Source organism: Methylobacterium sp. GC_Met_3 (genome assembly GCF_026540775.1).
GTDB lineage: Bacteria > Pseudomonadota > Alphaproteobacteria > Rhizobiales > Beijerinckiaceae > Methylobacterium.
In genome coordinates this window covers 29,152-43,426 of the sequence record NZ_JALNUL010000006.1, presented here as the reverse complement: position 1 = coordinate 43,426, position 14,275 = coordinate 29,152, and the positions used below count along the sequence as shown (strand labels likewise).

Below are 14,275 nucleotides of genomic sequence, written 5' to 3'. Positions count from 1 at the left end.
TCCTATGTCACGGCGCGGACGGGTTTGTTTGCAATGCCGATCAAGCCAGCATGTAGGTCAGCAGCGCCCGCAGCTGCGCCGGCTTGATGGGCTTGCGCACCAGCTCGGCGCCGGCTGCCGCCACCCGCGCCTCCACCTCCGCCGAATGGTCGGCGGTGGTTACGATCGCGGGGAGCGGATCGAGGCGGCGCCCGCGCAGGTAGGCGGCGACGTCGAGGCCGCAGGCGCCGTCGTCCAGATGGTAGTCGAGGACCAGGATATCCGGCAGCGCGGCCCCCGCCGCCACGGCGGCGCGGACGCCGGCGAGATCGCGAAAGGTCGAGACCCGCGCGTCCCAGTTCTGCAGGAGGCGCGCGAGGGCGTCGGCCGTGGCGGCGTCGTTCTCCACGATCAGGACATGAGCCCCCGAGAGCCGGGTCGCCACCGGCGCGGGCGGCGCGATGGTGGCCGGGACCGCGCTGAGCGGCAGGGTCAGGCTCACCCGCGTGCCGTGGCCGGGCCGGGAGGCGAGGGTCAGGGGATGTTCCAGCGCCTGGGCCATGCGGCGGACGATCGACAGGCCGAGGCCCAAGCCCGGCTCCTCGCCGCCGCTCGACCGAGCCCCGCCGCGGAAGAACTCGTCGAACACGAGGCCGCATTCCTCCGCGGCGATGCCGCAGCCGGTATCGGTGACCTCGACCCGGACCGCGCCGGCACGCCGTCGGGCGGCCAGCACGATGCCGCCCGCGTCGGTGTAGCGGACGGCGTTCGAGACGAGGTTCTGCAGGATGCGCTGGAGCAACACCCCATCGCTGATGACCGTCAGGTCCGGGCAGCGCAATGCGAGCCGGAGGCCCTTGCGCTCGGCAAACGGCTTGAAGCTCTCGGCGAGTTCGGCCAGCAGATCGGGCAGGAAAACCGGCTGCAGCTGCGGCCGGACGATGCCGGCATCGAGCTTGGAGATGTCCAAGAGCGTCTTGATCAGGTCCTCGATGGTCTGCAACCCCCGCTCGACCTGGCTGGCGATGGCGCGGGCTTCCAGCGGCACGGCGATGTCGGCCATCGCGGAGATCGACAGGCGGGCGGCGTTCACGGGCTGAAGCAGGTCGTGGCTCGCGGCGGCCAGGAAGCGGGTCTTGGAGCGGTTGGCGGTCTCGGCCTCCTCCTTGGCGGCAGCCAGCGCCTCGTTGGAGCGCTCCAGGCGGTGCATCAGCCCGGTCAGCTCCTCGGTGCGGGTGCGGACCCGCCCCTCCAGCATGATCGCGGTCTGGAACAGCGAATAGGCGCTGCCCCGCTGGTCCATGGAGCGCTCGACATGAGCCATCAGCGCGGCGTTGATGCGTTCGAGCTTCTCGATCCGCCTTCGCAGCGAGGCGTCGGTTTCGAGCCCGTTCGGATGCACGGTCACGACGCGGCCGGACTCCGATCTGGCACAGCCAGGGTCTCGCCGATGGCGATGCCCGTGAAGGTCTGGTTCAGGTGCATTGCCCGGTATTGCTCGCCGAAGGTCTCGAAGCCGACGACGTTGTAGCGGCGATAAAGATCGGTGATGCCGTGGCGGACCTGCCGGCTCTCGGCATCAAGGCGGCGCAGCACGCATTCGAAGCCGATGATCAGATCGACGCCGCCGAGCTGCGCGTCGAGGCGGGCCAGCTCGGCCTGGGTTGAGGCGACGATGTCGCGCGGCTCGGCGAGCGTCAGCACCACGCCCTCGTCGACCGCGCAGAAGAAGCTGAGCGAGCCATCCTCGTTCATGCGCCGGATCGAGCGGCAGAAATACTCGCCGCCGACCTTCACGGCGAGCGGGTAGGCGGCGAAGCTCATCGGCGACAGGCCCTCCGGATCGAGGCCGATCGCCATGGCGTATTCGCGGGCCGCCGGCTCGGCGTTCAGTTCCTGGACTTCGCGCCGCTCGCCGTCCGAGGCGGTGACCACGAACTTGGTCTGGGTCGGCTCGAAATTGTCGCTCTTGAAGATCTCGACGGCAAACTCGGTCTCGACCAGCACCAGGACCGCCGCCTTGCGGTGAATCCGGCCGCCATGGAGCAGCACCGCATCGCGAAAGCGCAGGTCATCGCCGGCCGAGCCGCCAACGATCGGGATGCCGTCGAGCGCCCAGGCGATGGCCGAGACCACGGTCTCCTCGGCGTTGGTCAGCCCGTCGATCAGCGACAGGGCGAAGCGCCGCCCGGACGCCGCCGGGTCGCCCTCGCGGCAGGGATCGAGCGGGTCGAGGGTCCGGCGCAGGGCCCGCACCGCCGAGGCGGTCCGCTCCACGTCGAGATGGTCGATGGCGTCGAGGACCGTCGAGACGATGCGGAAGCGCTCCGCCGGGAATGCGATGACCACGAGCCCGCGGTCGAGGCCGCCGGCCGGGGCGATGCCGCCGGACATCGAGCAGCCGGAGACCGGCACGCCGGGGAACTGCATCTCCAGTTCGCGCGCCAGGGACTCGGCATCGAAATCGGCCGAGAAGAACGCCACGATCTGCGACAGGCGGGCTTCACCGATCGCCAGGGCCACGTCGGCGACCGCGTCGGCGGCCGAGGCCGCCTCCGTCCAGGCCGTCCAGATGCCGCACAGATGGCGGCGCGCGCCTGATCCCTGAGCCACGTTTCACCCCCGGCGGACCCCCTCGGCGGGCTTGCTGCCTGCTCTTCAGTGTCACGGGATGAGTATGTCGTGCGCAATCGATGCGCGCAACGGGGCGTTCTGCCGTCCAAGACCGGATCGGCCGGACCCTACTTCATGCAGGCGTCTTCGGCCTTCTCGAAGGCGGCGGGCTTCGGCTCGTGCTCCGGAGGGCGGTTGCGGCCGAGCGCCCCGTCCGCGCGGGCACGCAGGTAGGTGTAGATGTCTGGCATGTAGCACATGACGTTCCGGTTATCCCCGAAGGCCGGCATGACCAGTTCCTGCGAGGCGTTCACGTCCTTCTTGCCGCCGACGATGATGCCGGCGAAATGCGCGTAGTCCATGCCTTTGAGGGCATCGACCAGGGACGGCGCATAGGTCGAGCCCATCCCGTCCGGACCGTGGCACACGATGCAATTGGCGTTGTACCGGAGGTAGCCGGACATCGTGTACCAATCGACCTTCTTGCCGTCGTCGGCGATGTGGTAGGTCGGGTCTCCGTTCTTATCGGTGTACTGGCCGTCCTGAACCTTCGCGGGCTGGGTCGGACCTTCGCTCTTCAAGTCCGCTGGACCGGACGGGGCAGCGGGCGGCGCCGCGCGGGCGGGGATCGTCCCAACGGACCCTGCCGCAACACCGACCAGAATGACCCCGACGAATCCGTTCGCTGCGAACCGCATGGACGTTCCTCCTGCCGCCCACACGCGGCGTCGCGCGGGTGCGGTGGGGACATAACGGCGCCCGAGCGGGTCGGACGCCCCGCCGCGCCATCACGATTTCGCGCTGCCGCCCGGGCGCGCTTAGGGGCGTGCCCGGGCGCATCGCCATCGTGCGCGGCACTAAGTTCCTGGTGTGACGCGCTCTCCTGCGCCGAGCCGGTGCCGTCTTCGGCGGAGCGCGCTTTGAGGCCTGCAGGGATGGGAAACCTTATCCGCGTTGCGCACAGCGTTAACCTTTTGTTAATCGGCGGATTGCCGCCGGGCCGCTGGCGTGAGAGCTTTCGTTAACGAGAGCTTAACGGTTGAGTAACGGCGATGCGGTTCGCGGTTTCCAAGGTGCAGGGGCTGGTGTCCGGCTCTGCATCGCGTGGGGTCTCCCGCCTCCGCAACGCGGCGTTCGGCCTGGCCGTGGCTGCTCTCGGGTTGGGCGGCGTCGCCGCCGAGGCGCAGACGCTGGCGAACCTGCCGGCCGAGGTCGGCGCCCGGGTGCAGGGCGATGCGAAGCCGATCGCGGCCTGGGTGACGTTCTGCCAGGGCTACGCCTCCGAGTGCGTGGTCGATCGGACCGAGCCGGCGCGTATCAGCCTGACGCCCGCCACCTGGGCGACGATCGTGTCGGTCAACCGGCGGGTCAACAAGGCGATCGAGCCGATGACCGATCAGGACCACCTGCACGTGGCCGACCGCTGGGACCTGGCCGAGGACGGCATCGGCGACTGCGAGGACTTCCAGCTGCTCAAGCGCCACCTGCTGGCCGAGGCCGGGCTGCCGCGCCGGGCGATGCGCATGACCGTGGTGATCGACGAGAAGGGCGAGGGCCACGCCGTGCTGACCCTGATCACCGACCGGGGCGATCTGGTGCTCGACAACAAGACCAGCGCGATCCTGCCCTGGCACAAGACCGGCTACGTGTTCATCAAGCGCGAGAGCCAGGATGCGGTCGCCTGGGTGTCGCTCGGCGGCGTCACCTCTCCGGTCACGACCGCGAACCGCTAGGCCTTTCCACCGAGTGGAGGCTGGCTCGGCACGAGGGTTTCGCGCGCAGAGGGTTTGGTGGCCGTCACGGCGCGTTGAGCCGGCAAGCCTATCTAGCCCCCTCGTCCTGAGGTGCCCGCGCAGCGGGCCTCGAAGGAGGGCTTCAGGGATCACACAGCTCATTGGAGGGCTCGTTCGAGGCCTCTGCGTCGCTCCGGCACCTCAAGATGAGGTCGTGGGTTGGACGGCCGGTCCTGTCGCGCAGGCTGTGAGCGACGCGACGGGAAACGGAAGGCGCCTCAGGCGGCGCGGCTCAGCGAGGGCTGGGCGAGGCTCGCGACATAGACTTCGACCCGGCCGATGAAGCCGGCGAGATGGGGCGCGATGCCCCTGAGGCTCGCAAGATCACGGATCAGGATGTCGCGCGATAAAACCCGGTCGCCTTCGCTCGGCGCGTCGGCGAGATAAGCGCTGACCGCGTGCTCGGCGATCTGGATCGCACCCGCCCGGCCATCCTCGGCGAGCGCTTTGATCACCTGCTGGATGGCGGGCTGCATCACGGTGTCCTTGTCTGAGCTGCGGCCCGAGTCCGATGAACTGGCCGAGGTCTTGCACGTTGGGAAACCCGCCGCGAATCTCTGGCGTGGGCGTCCTTTGACAAGCCGGCAAAGCGCACGCGAATCAAGCGCTTCCGAAGCCTCGCGGAACGGGTATTCGCGCAGCGCATGCGATGGCAGGCTGCTCAGCGGCAATAAAATCGTCGACCCGCGGAACCAATCCACCCAGCGCTCGTTGTTTCGCTCCCCCAAGGCCATTGTGCATCGCAGAATGTCGTGTCACCTTTCCGTCATCATCGGGCGGCGGGGCTTTGACCATGCGGCACGCGGATGGCGGATTCACGTGTCAGACGTTCGCACCCCTGCGTTGGCGGGGCTGGACCGGTGCGGCGCGCCGAGGGCGGCAAGTCGCGAGTTTCGCCCTGATCGGAACGATCCTGGCGCTGAGCGGCGCGACCACCCGCGCCCATGCGCGCCTCGTGCTGCCCGGCGAGGCCTCCATCGAGGAATCGAACGGCGCCGTGCGGGCCATCGCGGGATGGATCGATTTCTGTGCGCGGATGCCCGAGGAATGCACCCTCGATCCTGCCGAGCCTCACGTCCTGCCGTTGACGGTGGCGGTCTGGCGAACGCTGCTGAGCGTGAATCGCCGGGTCAATGCGCGTATCCGGCCGATCACCGACCAGGCGCATTGGGGTGTCGTCGACCGCTGGGACTTCCCCGATGACGGATCGGGCGATTGCGAGGATTACCAGCTCCTGAAGCGGCGGATGCTGGTGGAACGCGGCCTCCCCCGGCGTGCCCTGCTGATGACCGTGGTGATCGACGAGATCAACGAGGGCCACGCGGTGCTGACGGTGCGGACCGACCGCGGCGACTTCATCCTCGACAACAAGACCGACGCGATCCGTCCCTGGCGGCGTACCGGCTACAGCTTCATCAAGCGCGCCGGACAGGATAGCCCGGCCTGGGTCTCGCTGGAGGGGAAGGACGGCGCCGCCCAGGTGGCGACCGCTGAACCCTAGAGCGCGCTCCGCCGAAGTGGACACCGGTTCGGCGTCAAAGGGCGCGTTAAGACAACAGCTTGGAGCCGCGCACGATTGCGACGCGATCGGGCACGGCTCTGTGAGGGCGGTTCAGGCGCCGACCAGCATCGCCGCGAGGTCGAGGGCGACCCGGCCCGAGAGCAGGCTCCAGCCGCAGGCGATGATCGTGGCGAGCATCACGAACGGCATCGGCCGGCCCTCGATCCGCCGGCCGCGCAGGGTGTTGCGCAGAATGATGAAGGGCGCCGAGAAGGCCAGCATCGGCAGAACGGCCACCGCACGCAGGCCGCCACGTTGCAGCAGGCTGAAGCTGGCCCGCCGCGCGGCGAACAGCTCGAAGGCGCTGGCGATCAGCCCCGAAAGCGCGAGGCCGATGCACAGCGTCCGGATCGAGTCGAGAGCGGCAGGCGTGACGACCATTATTCGCGCTCCTGTAGAGGTTGCGCGCAGTTTAGCCACGTCATTTACCGGGTGTTAAGCAATGCCGCCGGTTAGCGTTAACCCATGCACAGGTGGACGTCGGCGGGACCGTTTCGCCCTGCGGTTCAGGCTTCTTCCTCAAGGTCGATGTCCAGGATCGCCATTCGGAACACGAAGGAATCGTCGCCGTCCTCCTTGTCGTCGGCGATCACGCCGATCGACTCCTCGCCGATGAACACCTCGGCCGTATCGCCGGTCTTCATCGCCGTCAGGCGGATACTGTTGTTGGCGAACTTGCGGCGCAGGTAATCCTGGAGCTTCGCGGTCTCGGCTTTGGTCACGCTGTTGGGTCTCCCTTGCGGCGGCTGGCACCGCGGGTCGGCGGATGGGGCTGGGCTTGCCACGCCGGCGGCGGAGCGGCAAGCGCGCAGACGGTGGTCAGATCCCGTCGCCGAGGTGGATGAACTGGTCCAGCGCGACGAGCTGGTCCATCGCCCGGGCCGGATCGTCGCAGCCCGCGGTGCCGACGACGCGGGCGGGGACGCCCACGACTGTGGTGTTGGGCGGCACCGGGCGGAGCACAACCGAGCCTGCCGCGACCCGGGCGCAGGCCCCGACCTCGATGTTGCCGAGGATCTTGGCACCCGCGCCGATCATCACGCCGCGGCGGATCTTGGGATGCCGGTCGCCCCGCTGCTTGCCGGTGCCGCCCAGCGTCACGGCATGCAGGATCGAGACGTCGTCCTCGATCACCGCGGTCGAGCCGACCACGAGCCCGGTCGCGTGGTCGAGGAAGACGCCCCGCCCGATCCGCGCGGCCGGGTGAATGTCGCACTGGAACACCTCCGAGATGCGGCTCTGGAGGTAGAGGGCGAGGTCGCGCCGGCCGCGGTTCCAGACGTGATGGGCGAGGCGGTAGGCCTGGAGCGCGTGAAACCCCTTGAAGTACAGGACTGGCTCGAGGGCCCGGAGCGTCGCGGGATCGCGGTCGATCACCGCCCCGATATCCGCTCGGAACGCCTGCCCGATGTCGGGGTCGGCCGCGATCGCCTCGTGGAACGCGTGGGCGATCAGCTCGGCCGGCAGCGACGGGTGCCCAAGGCGAGCCGCGACCCGGTGCGACACCGCCCCTTCGAGGCTGGTGTGGTTCAGAACGGTCGCCACGATGAAGGAGGCGAGCTGCGGCTCGGTGTGCAGCAGGTCCTCGGCCTCGGCGCGCAGGCGCGACCAGACGGGATCGAGGACCGCGAGATCGCGGGGCTCCGCGTTGCGGACAGGACTGGCGATCATGTCCGAGCCTCCAAGTGAGAGCGGGTTCCTGGGCGGCGGTTCACCGTCCGATCTCCGATCGCGGGATTCCAAAGGGATCATCCCTTCGGCGGGGTATTAGGGCAGGGCCCCGACATCGGGGACTGCCCTGCACCCGTAAAAGGTCTCGCCCTTTCGGAAACCAGGACCTTCGATGACACGCCTTAGCGTGGTGCGCCGCAACGCGGCGATCAAGGGCCGGACCAAGCCGGAGGCTGCGTCGCCGGCATGGCTGTCACCCGGTCAGCCGACCGGCGAGACCGTCTGTCCGAATCGGGCCTCGATGGCCGAGGTCAGCCGATCCAGCATCGTCTGGACCGGGATGTTGGAGGTGTCCACGGTGGCGGGCGCCCGAGCGTAGAGCGGCTCGCGGCTCGCCAGCACGGCGCGCAGCTCCTGCATCGCCGAAGCGTGGTCGCCCGTCGTGGCGAGGTGGCCCTGCTCGCGCACGCGGCTCATGTGCTCCTCCGGCCGGGCACGCAGCCAGACCGTGTAGAACGCCTGGAGCAGCAGGTCGTAGGTCAGGGGCTCGGCCACGATGCCGCCGCTGGTCGCCAGGATCAGCGGCCCGGGATGCTCGGTCAGGCGGCGCAGCGCCTGCTGCTCCAGCCGCCGGTAGCCCTCCTGGCCGTAGATCGCGAAGATCTCCTGCACCGAGAGGGCGTTCTCCCGCTCGATCTCGGCGTTCAGCTCCACGAAGGTCCAGCCCAGCCGCTCGGCCGCGAGCTTGCCCAGCGTCGACTTGCCGGCGCCGCGCAGGCCGATCAGGGCGACGCGCGGTCGATCGCCCGCTTCGGGCCGGGTGCCGCCGGAGAGCGCCTGCTTGGCGGCGGCGACCTGCGCCGGGCTCGCTTGGCCGAGGAGGTCGCGGATCAGCGGCCAGTCGGGCTGGGCGTCATTGCCGGTGATCAGATCGTCGAGCCGCACGCCCATGGCGTTGGCCACCCGCCGCAGCAGGATGATCGACACGTTGCCCTGCCCGCCCTCCAGCTGCGCGATGTAGCGCTCGGAGAGGCCCGAGGTCTGCGACAGGACCTTGCGCGACAGTCCGCGCACGGTGCGCGCGTGCCTGACGCGGCGCCCGAGGTCCGTGAGAAAGAGTGATTCCTGTTCTACCACGCCGGTCATGGCGCAATCCGCTTTCCTGCTAGCCTGAAAGCAGAGTCCGTGCCCTGCATGTCTGCCGCTTCGAGATCGGTCGCGCACGACGTTTCGGACAGGCCCTGCCCAACAACTGCGCGCGAAGACCCGCGTATCCTGCCCAAAGATCTGTGTTGCGCCGCCTGTATCCGGCCGCTGCGACCGGGCGAGGGGATAAGCCGTGCCGGCCCAACCACGCTGCTGGCGTGGCGCCTATGTGTTGCGGAACGCCCCGATGGTCAAGGCTTGAGCATGATCCTTGTGTGGGCAGATGCCCGTTGCGGAGTCACGCAGGCCGGGCGGTACTACTCGATCGGGAGGGCCACGGCCTCCTGGACGGGCGCGCTCACCGGCGCGCGTCGTGGCCCGGCCGCGGCCAATTTCTGAAGGGTCGGGCGGCGCGGGGGCAGGGGCACCTCGACCGCCTCGGCAACCGGGGCCGCGACGGCGGCGGGGGTCATCGGGGCCGGCTCGGCCATCGGCTCGGCCTTGGGAGTGAGGCGCAGTTCCGCGAGATCGGCGGTGGCGGCACCGAAGCCGGCGGGCCGGCGCGGCGGCAGCGGAACCTCCACGGCCTCCACCTGCGCCGACTGCGCCGCCGGAGCTGCGGCGGCCGGATCGACGGACAGGCTGGCGAACTGGATCATGCCCGTGAGAGCCGCCGGACGACGCGGGGGCAGGGGCACCTCGACCGTCTCGGTCGGCGCCGCGGCCGCGACCGAGGCAGGGGCGTAGGCCAGAGCCGGGGGCGCGGCGGCCCTGGCATCCGCGGCACCGCCGCTGAACAGGCTCGCCAGGGCGCTCGCCGAGGCGGCGACCGGGGCCACCACCGAGGCGACCTCGGTCGAGATGCCCTGACGCTTGGCGGCGTAATAGTAGCCGCGGTTGTAGTACTGATAGGCTTGGCTGAGATTGCCCTGGGCGGTGCGGTAGGCCCCAGCCAGATAGGCCACGCCGTAGCGGAGGTTGGTCGCCGGGTCGTACAGACCCGCGGCGTCGCCGGTATAGCCGAGGCTGCGCGCCGTCGCGTGCTTGATCTGCATCAGGCCGAGCGCGCTGCCGCCCTTGGCGCGCGGATTGTAGTTGCTCTCGCGCTTGACCACCGCGTGCACGAAGCTCGCCGGAACGCCGCTCGCCTTGGCCTGCTGCTCGATCAACGCGTCGATGTTGTCGTGTGCGGCCTGCCCGAAGGCGGCGGCGGGCACGACCGCGATGGCGGCAGCCAGGAGTAGGCGATGCATTCCGAGACCCGGTGCTGTTTCTGTGCTCAAGCTAGGTCGCGGGCAAATGCGGCCGGAAAGCGGCCCCGCTTCGGCAAGCTGTGGGCGGGCGGGGCGCGGAGGCTCCCTGTGGTTCGCAGGACACAGGCGGATTCATTTGCCGGAGCGCGGCGCCGATCCCTTGATTTCGGCGGGCCCGTACGCGCCCAGCCGAATCCGCGTCTACGCGGGGTGCCCTAAGGAAGGATGAAGCGGTCGACGCCGTGGGCGAACCCGTCCGCATCGTTGCTGTCGGTGACGGCGCTGGCGGCGGCCTTCACGGAATCCTCGGCGTTGCCCATCGCCACCGAGAAGCCGCTGCGCTCGAACATCGGACGGTCGTTCTCCGCATCGCCGAAAGTCGCGATCCGCTCCGGCGGGATCCCGAGATGCTGGCTCATCCAGGTGACGAACCGGCCCTTGTCGAGATGGGGCGGTGTGACGTCGAGGTAGTAGGGCTGCGAGCGGTGGACGGTCGCCCGGTCGGCGAGCGCCGCCCCGATTCGCGCCTCGCACGCCGCCAGATGGGCATGGTCGCGGCTCACCCCCACGATCTTGGCGGCCTCCCCCATGAGCGTGCCCAAATCGGCCACGACCCGGGGCTCCGCACCGATCGTGCGGCGCTCCAGATCGGTATAGGGCCCGTGCGGATCGCGCAGGCACCACGCCCCTTGCGCAAACACCCAGACGTCGAGCCCCTCGGCGATCAGCCGGTCGAGGGCGTCCCGGGCGGCCGGCGCGGGGATGGTCTGTTCCTCAAGGGGCGATAGGTCGGGCCGGACCACGCTGGCGCCGTTGAACGCCCCCATCGGCAGATCGAGGCCGAGTTCCGAGACCAGCCGACGCAGCCCGACCGGTGGCCGCGCCGAGGCGATGCTGAAGCCGATCCCGGCGGCCCGCAGCCGGCCCACGGCCGCGACCGTGGCGGCGGTCAGGCGCTTGTCGCCGGTCACCAGGGTGCCGTCGACGTCCGAGATCACCAGGGCGATGTTGGCGGCTTTGTCGGATTGCGCGGTCATCGGCTCGCTCCCTGCTGCTCGGCCCGGACGTCCTGCGCGAGACGCGCCACGATGCGCTCCGCGATCACCGCGGGCGGATCGGCGATCTCGACGATGATCGGGTGCTCGTCGGGGCCTGGGGCTTCCAGCGTGGCGAATTGGCTGTCGAGGAGGAGGGGGGACATGAAATGCCCGTGGCGTTCCGCGAGACGTCCGGCGATCAGCGCCCTGTCCCCCTCCAGATAGACGATGTGCACCCGGCGGCTCCCACCGGTCAGGCTGTCGCGGTAGGCCCGGCGCAGGGCCGAGCACACCACCACCGCGGACTCGCCAGCCGCAAGCCGCGCCCGGATCCAGGCCGCGATCCGTGCCAGCCAGGGGGCGCGGTCGGCGTCGTCGAGAGCGTGCCCCGCATGCATCTTCTCCACGTTCTCCGGGCCGTGAAAGCTGTCGCCGTCGATGAACGTCCAGCCGAGCCGCTCGGCAACCAGCGCCGCGACGGTGCTCTTCCCCGACCCCGAGACGCCCATGACCACGAGAATCTGCGCATCGCCAGCCGCCGGCCCAGCTCCGTGCACGAACATCCCGGCGGACATCATCCGGACCCCATGGCACCGCGGCGTCTCCCTGGACGCCACGCTTCATCAATAGGATCGGCGCACCGGATGGAAAGGCCGGGGACAACGCGGCGGCGCTCCGGCATCTCCGGAACAGACCGCGGAACCACGCGTTCACATCCGGACGTCAGAACATTTCAGGAACAAATCGGCCATGACCCAGTCGACCGCGAAGTCCGCCTCGAAGTCGGATGCCAAGTCCCACGCGTCCGAGGCGAACCCGAAGACCGATCCCAAGGACACCTCCAACCAGATCAAGGACCCGGACCAGTGGACCACCGGCGGCGAGCCGATGACCGGCGCCCAGTCGTCCTACCTCAAGACCCTGTCGGAGGAGGCGAAGGAGCCGGAGGCGTTCGATCCGGATCTCGACAAGGCCGAGGCCTCCAAGCGGATCGATGATCTCCGGCACAAGGCCGGACACGCCTGAACGGTCCGGACGCACCCGGTATACGGGTGCGTCCAACTGGGGAAAATTTGGCTTGAACAGTCGAGACGACGCTGTTTCGAAGACTTCATTAAGACCGCAGCAATCGCCACTCGGTTAGAACCCACGACGGGCCGCGCCGCCACAGGGGGCGGCGGAGCGCGGTGGAAGGGCGGTTTCGACCATGCAGGAGCCGAGTTGCGGCGGCACCGGGACAGGTGTCGCACAATCCGAGGGTGTCGCCCGCGGAAAGTCCGCTTGGACCGCCGGCATGGCGCGTTTTGCCCGCGACGCGCGCGGCTCCACCGCCATCGAATATGCGCTGATCGGCTCCCTCATCTTCCTGGCTGCGGCCGGAAGCATGCGGATCTACGCCAATCGGATGGGTGGCATTTACAACCAGATCAATGCCGCGGTTGGACAGACCAATTGAGGGATCCGCGCCGGGATACCCTGATCCCGTAGGTCCGATACGGCGCCAGCCTTCCTAAAGAGCATCGGCAACGCTCGCTGACAGGCCCGCCGGAGAGACTCGTTTCCAAACGGCGTTTGCGCGGCCTCGGTTAGCCCACCTGCGGAGCCGTGGCCGCAGAGTCGGGGCGCCCTTAGACTTGGACGGCCATCGCGCGGGACGGGAATTACGCGCAAAGCCTTCAGCGTCTACGGCCGTGCCTTCGTCCAGTTGCGGCCTGTCGCAAACCCGTTCGCAGGGGATCGACAGGCATCTATCCCGCACGAATTCCCGGCCTTCGCGACACCTGCCCCGAAAAAGCTGTGCTTATCGAGGATGAAACGGCAGACTTAGCCGTCGTGGGCGGAGTGTGGCCCACCCGCTACGGACACCCGGGCCACCATCGGCTAGGCACGGGCTCGGCAATACCGATGGACAACATCTGGATGCGAACTCTTCCCCTCGCCCTGATCGCCGCCGCGGCGATGTCGGGCTGCACGTACCTGCCGGCCGCGGGTCCGACGGCGAGCGCGATCCAGGCGGGATCGGAAGTGGCCACCGCCGATGGCGGCCTGCTGGCCCGCTACGAGATCATCGACGTCAACCCTGCCGTCGTCGAGGCCCTGCGCGGGCGCCCGCTCGACAGCCTGCTCGCCTCCTTCGGCGACCATCGCCCCTCCGCCGAGCCGGTCATCGGCATCGGCGATATGGTCTCGGTCTCGATCTGGGAAGCCGGATCCGGCGGCCTGTTCTCCGGCCCGCTGGTCGCCGACCGCTTCTCGGCCGGGTCCAAGTCCGCCCTCATCCCCGAGCAGCCGGTCGGGCGCGACGGCGCCATCTCGGTGCCCTACGCCGGCCGCATCAAGGTCGACGGCCGCCGGCCCCAGGACGTCCAGACGCTGATCGAGAGCGCGCTCGCCGGCAAGGCGATCCAGCCGCAGGTACTCGTGTCGGTCACCCGCCCGATCTCCCAGGCCGTGACCATCACCGGCGAGGGCGCGGCCGGCGCCCGCCTGCCGCTGTCGGGCCACGGCGACCGCATCCTCGACGTCATTGCGGCCGCAGGCGGCAACCGCTCGCCGGTCTCTGAGACCTTCGTGCGGCTCTCGCGCGGGCCGGTGACCGCGACCGTGCCGCTGACCACGGTGGTGTCGAACCCGAAGGAGAACATCTACCTGCGGCCCAACGACGTGCTCACGCTCGTGCGCGACCCGCAGACCTTCATCGCGGTGGGCGCGCTGGGCAACAGCACCGAGCTGCCGTTCCAGGCCGACGGGATCACGCTGGCGCAAGCGCTGGCCAAGGCGCGCGGCCTGTCGGACTTCACCGCCGATCCGGCCGGGACGTTCATCTTCCGGTTCGAGCCGGCCAGCGTGGTGCGGCGTCTCAACCCGGGCTCGAAGCTGCTCGGCACGCCGCTGGTCCCGGTGGTGTACCGGATCGACATGCGCGACCCCAACAGCCTGTTCGTGTCCCAGGCGTTCCGGATGCGCAACCGCGACCTCGTCTACGTGTCGAACGCGCCGTTCGCCGAGCTGTCTAAGGTGCTGACCGCCTTCAGCGGTGTCACCGGACCGGTTTCGTCCGTCGCCACTGCCTACTACTACGTGAAGTAAAGCCGGGACGACGCGCGACAGGCTTCGGAAAACAATCGCGTTTCTCCACATCCTCGCGTATGGCCTTCGGGTGCGGTGAAGGCGTGCGGCGCGGATGCCGCATGCCGTCCGCCTGTAGTCGCCGCGCGCAAG

The 14,275-nt window shown here is 69.3% G+C and carries 16 protein-coding genes; 5 read left to right on the top strand and 11 right to left on the bottom strand.

Going from position 1 to position 14,275, the window contains the following annotated elements; translation table 11 throughout:
• Positions 1-40: 40 nt before the first annotated feature.
• The 3 genes from OXS27_RS10550 to OXS27_RS10540 all read right to left on the bottom strand — a co-directional run bounded on the left by OXS27_RS10550 (position 41) and on the right by OXS27_RS10540 (position 3,290).
• Entirely contained in the window at positions 41-1,387 is a 1,347-nt protein-coding gene (locus OXS27_RS10550) for a hybrid sensor histidine kinase/response regulator (protein WP_267356078.1), read from the bottom strand.
• On the bottom strand, positions 1,384-2,592 hold the full coding sequence (locus OXS27_RS10545) for an FIST N-terminal domain-containing protein (protein WP_267356076.1): 1,209 nt from the start codon (positions 2,590-2,592) through the stop codon (positions 1,384-1,386). Before OXS27_RS10545 ends, OXS27_RS10550 begins: the two co-directional genes overlap by 4 nt.
• Positions 2,593-2,720: 128 nt before the next feature.
• Entirely contained in the window at positions 2,721-3,290 is a 570-nt protein-coding gene (locus tag OXS27_RS10540; protein WP_267356074.1) for a c-type cytochrome, methanol metabolism-related, read from the bottom strand.
• 354 nt (positions 3,291-3,644) lie between these two features.
• Here OXS27_RS10540 and OXS27_RS10535 point away from each other — a divergent pair, with 354 nt between their 5' ends.
• Positions 3,645-4,325, top strand: a complete 681-nt coding sequence (locus tag OXS27_RS10535; RefSeq protein ID WP_267356072.1) for a transglutaminase-like cysteine peptidase — start codon at positions 3,645-3,647, stop codon at positions 4,323-4,325.
• A gap of 278 nt (positions 4,326-4,603) precedes the next feature.
• Here OXS27_RS10535 and OXS27_RS10530 read toward each other — a convergent pair whose 3' ends face one another.
• Positions 4,604-5,086, bottom strand: coding sequence for a hypothetical protein (locus OXS27_RS10530; protein ID WP_267356070.1), 483 nt, complete (start codon positions 5,084-5,086; stop codon positions 4,604-4,606).
• Positions 5,087-5,178: 92 nt separating this feature from the next.
• Between OXS27_RS10530 and OXS27_RS10525 the strand changes: the two genes are divergently transcribed.
• A complete protein-coding gene (locus OXS27_RS10525) occupies positions 5,179-5,886 on the top strand; it encodes a transglutaminase-like cysteine peptidase (RefSeq protein ID WP_267356068.1) in 708 nt (235 codons plus the stop codon).
• A 111-nt stretch (positions 5,887-5,997) separates the two neighbouring features.
• Here the strand turns inward: OXS27_RS10525 and OXS27_RS10520 are convergent, their stop codons facing one another.
• The 7 genes from OXS27_RS10520 to OXS27_RS10490 form a co-directional block, all read right to left on the bottom strand.
• Positions 5,998-6,327, bottom strand: a complete 330-nt coding sequence (locus OXS27_RS10520; RefSeq protein WP_267356066.1) for a hypothetical protein — start codon at positions 6,325-6,327, stop codon at positions 5,998-6,000.
• 125 nt (positions 6,328-6,452) lie between these two features.
• Entirely contained in the window at positions 6,453-6,668 is a 216-nt protein-coding gene (locus tag OXS27_RS10515; RefSeq protein WP_267356064.1) for a DUF3126 family protein, read from the bottom strand.
• A 97-nt stretch (positions 6,669-6,765) separates the two neighbouring features.
• Positions 6,766-7,617 (bottom strand): serine O-acetyltransferase, encoded by an 852-nt coding sequence (gene cysE, locus OXS27_RS10510; RefSeq protein WP_267356062.1) that lies wholly within the window; start codon positions 7,615-7,617, stop codon positions 6,766-6,768.
• A 261-nt stretch (positions 7,618-7,878) separates the two neighbouring features.
• Entirely contained in the window at positions 7,879-8,841 is a 963-nt protein-coding gene (locus OXS27_RS10505; protein ID WP_267356060.1) for a helix-turn-helix transcriptional regulator, read from the bottom strand.
• 239 nt (positions 8,842-9,080) lie between these two features.
• Positions 9,081-10,016: a transglycosylase SLT domain-containing protein gene (locus OXS27_RS10500; RefSeq protein ID WP_267356058.1), complete on the bottom strand. Its 936-nt coding sequence runs from the start codon at positions 10,014-10,016 to the stop codon at positions 9,081-9,083.
• A gap of 215 nt (positions 10,017-10,231) precedes the next feature.
• Positions 10,232-11,053: a Cof-type HAD-IIB family hydrolase gene (locus OXS27_RS10495; RefSeq protein WP_267356056.1), complete on the bottom strand. Its 822-nt coding sequence runs from the start codon at positions 11,051-11,053 to the stop codon at positions 10,232-10,234.
• The gene (locus OXS27_RS10490; protein ID WP_267356054.1) at positions 11,050-11,616 is read right to left on the bottom strand and encodes a gluconokinase; all 567 of its coding nucleotides are present in this window, start codon (positions 11,614-11,616) and stop codon (positions 11,050-11,052) included. The genes OXS27_RS10495 and OXS27_RS10490 overlap by 4 nt, the downstream gene beginning before the upstream one ends.
• Before the next feature lie 187 nt (positions 11,617-11,803).
• On the opposite strand from OXS27_RS10490, the gene OXS27_RS10485 reads away from it, so the two are divergent.
• The 3 genes from OXS27_RS10485 (at position 11,804) to OXS27_RS10475 (ending at position 14,143) form a co-directional block, all read left to right on the top strand.
• Entirely contained in the window at positions 11,804-12,079 is a 276-nt protein-coding gene (locus OXS27_RS10485; RefSeq protein ID WP_243918922.1) for a DUF3072 domain-containing protein, read from the top strand.
• Positions 12,080-12,347: 268 nt separating this feature from the next.
• Positions 12,348-12,509, top strand: coding sequence for a Flp family type IVb pilin (locus OXS27_RS10480; RefSeq protein ID WP_267356052.1), 162 nt, complete (start codon positions 12,348-12,350; stop codon positions 12,507-12,509).
• 464 nt (positions 12,510-12,973) lie between these two features.
• A complete protein-coding gene (locus OXS27_RS10475) occupies positions 12,974-14,143 on the top strand; it encodes a polysaccharide biosynthesis/export family protein (protein ID WP_267356050.1) in 1,170 nt (389 codons plus the stop codon).
• Positions 14,144-14,275: the final 132 nt, after the last annotated feature.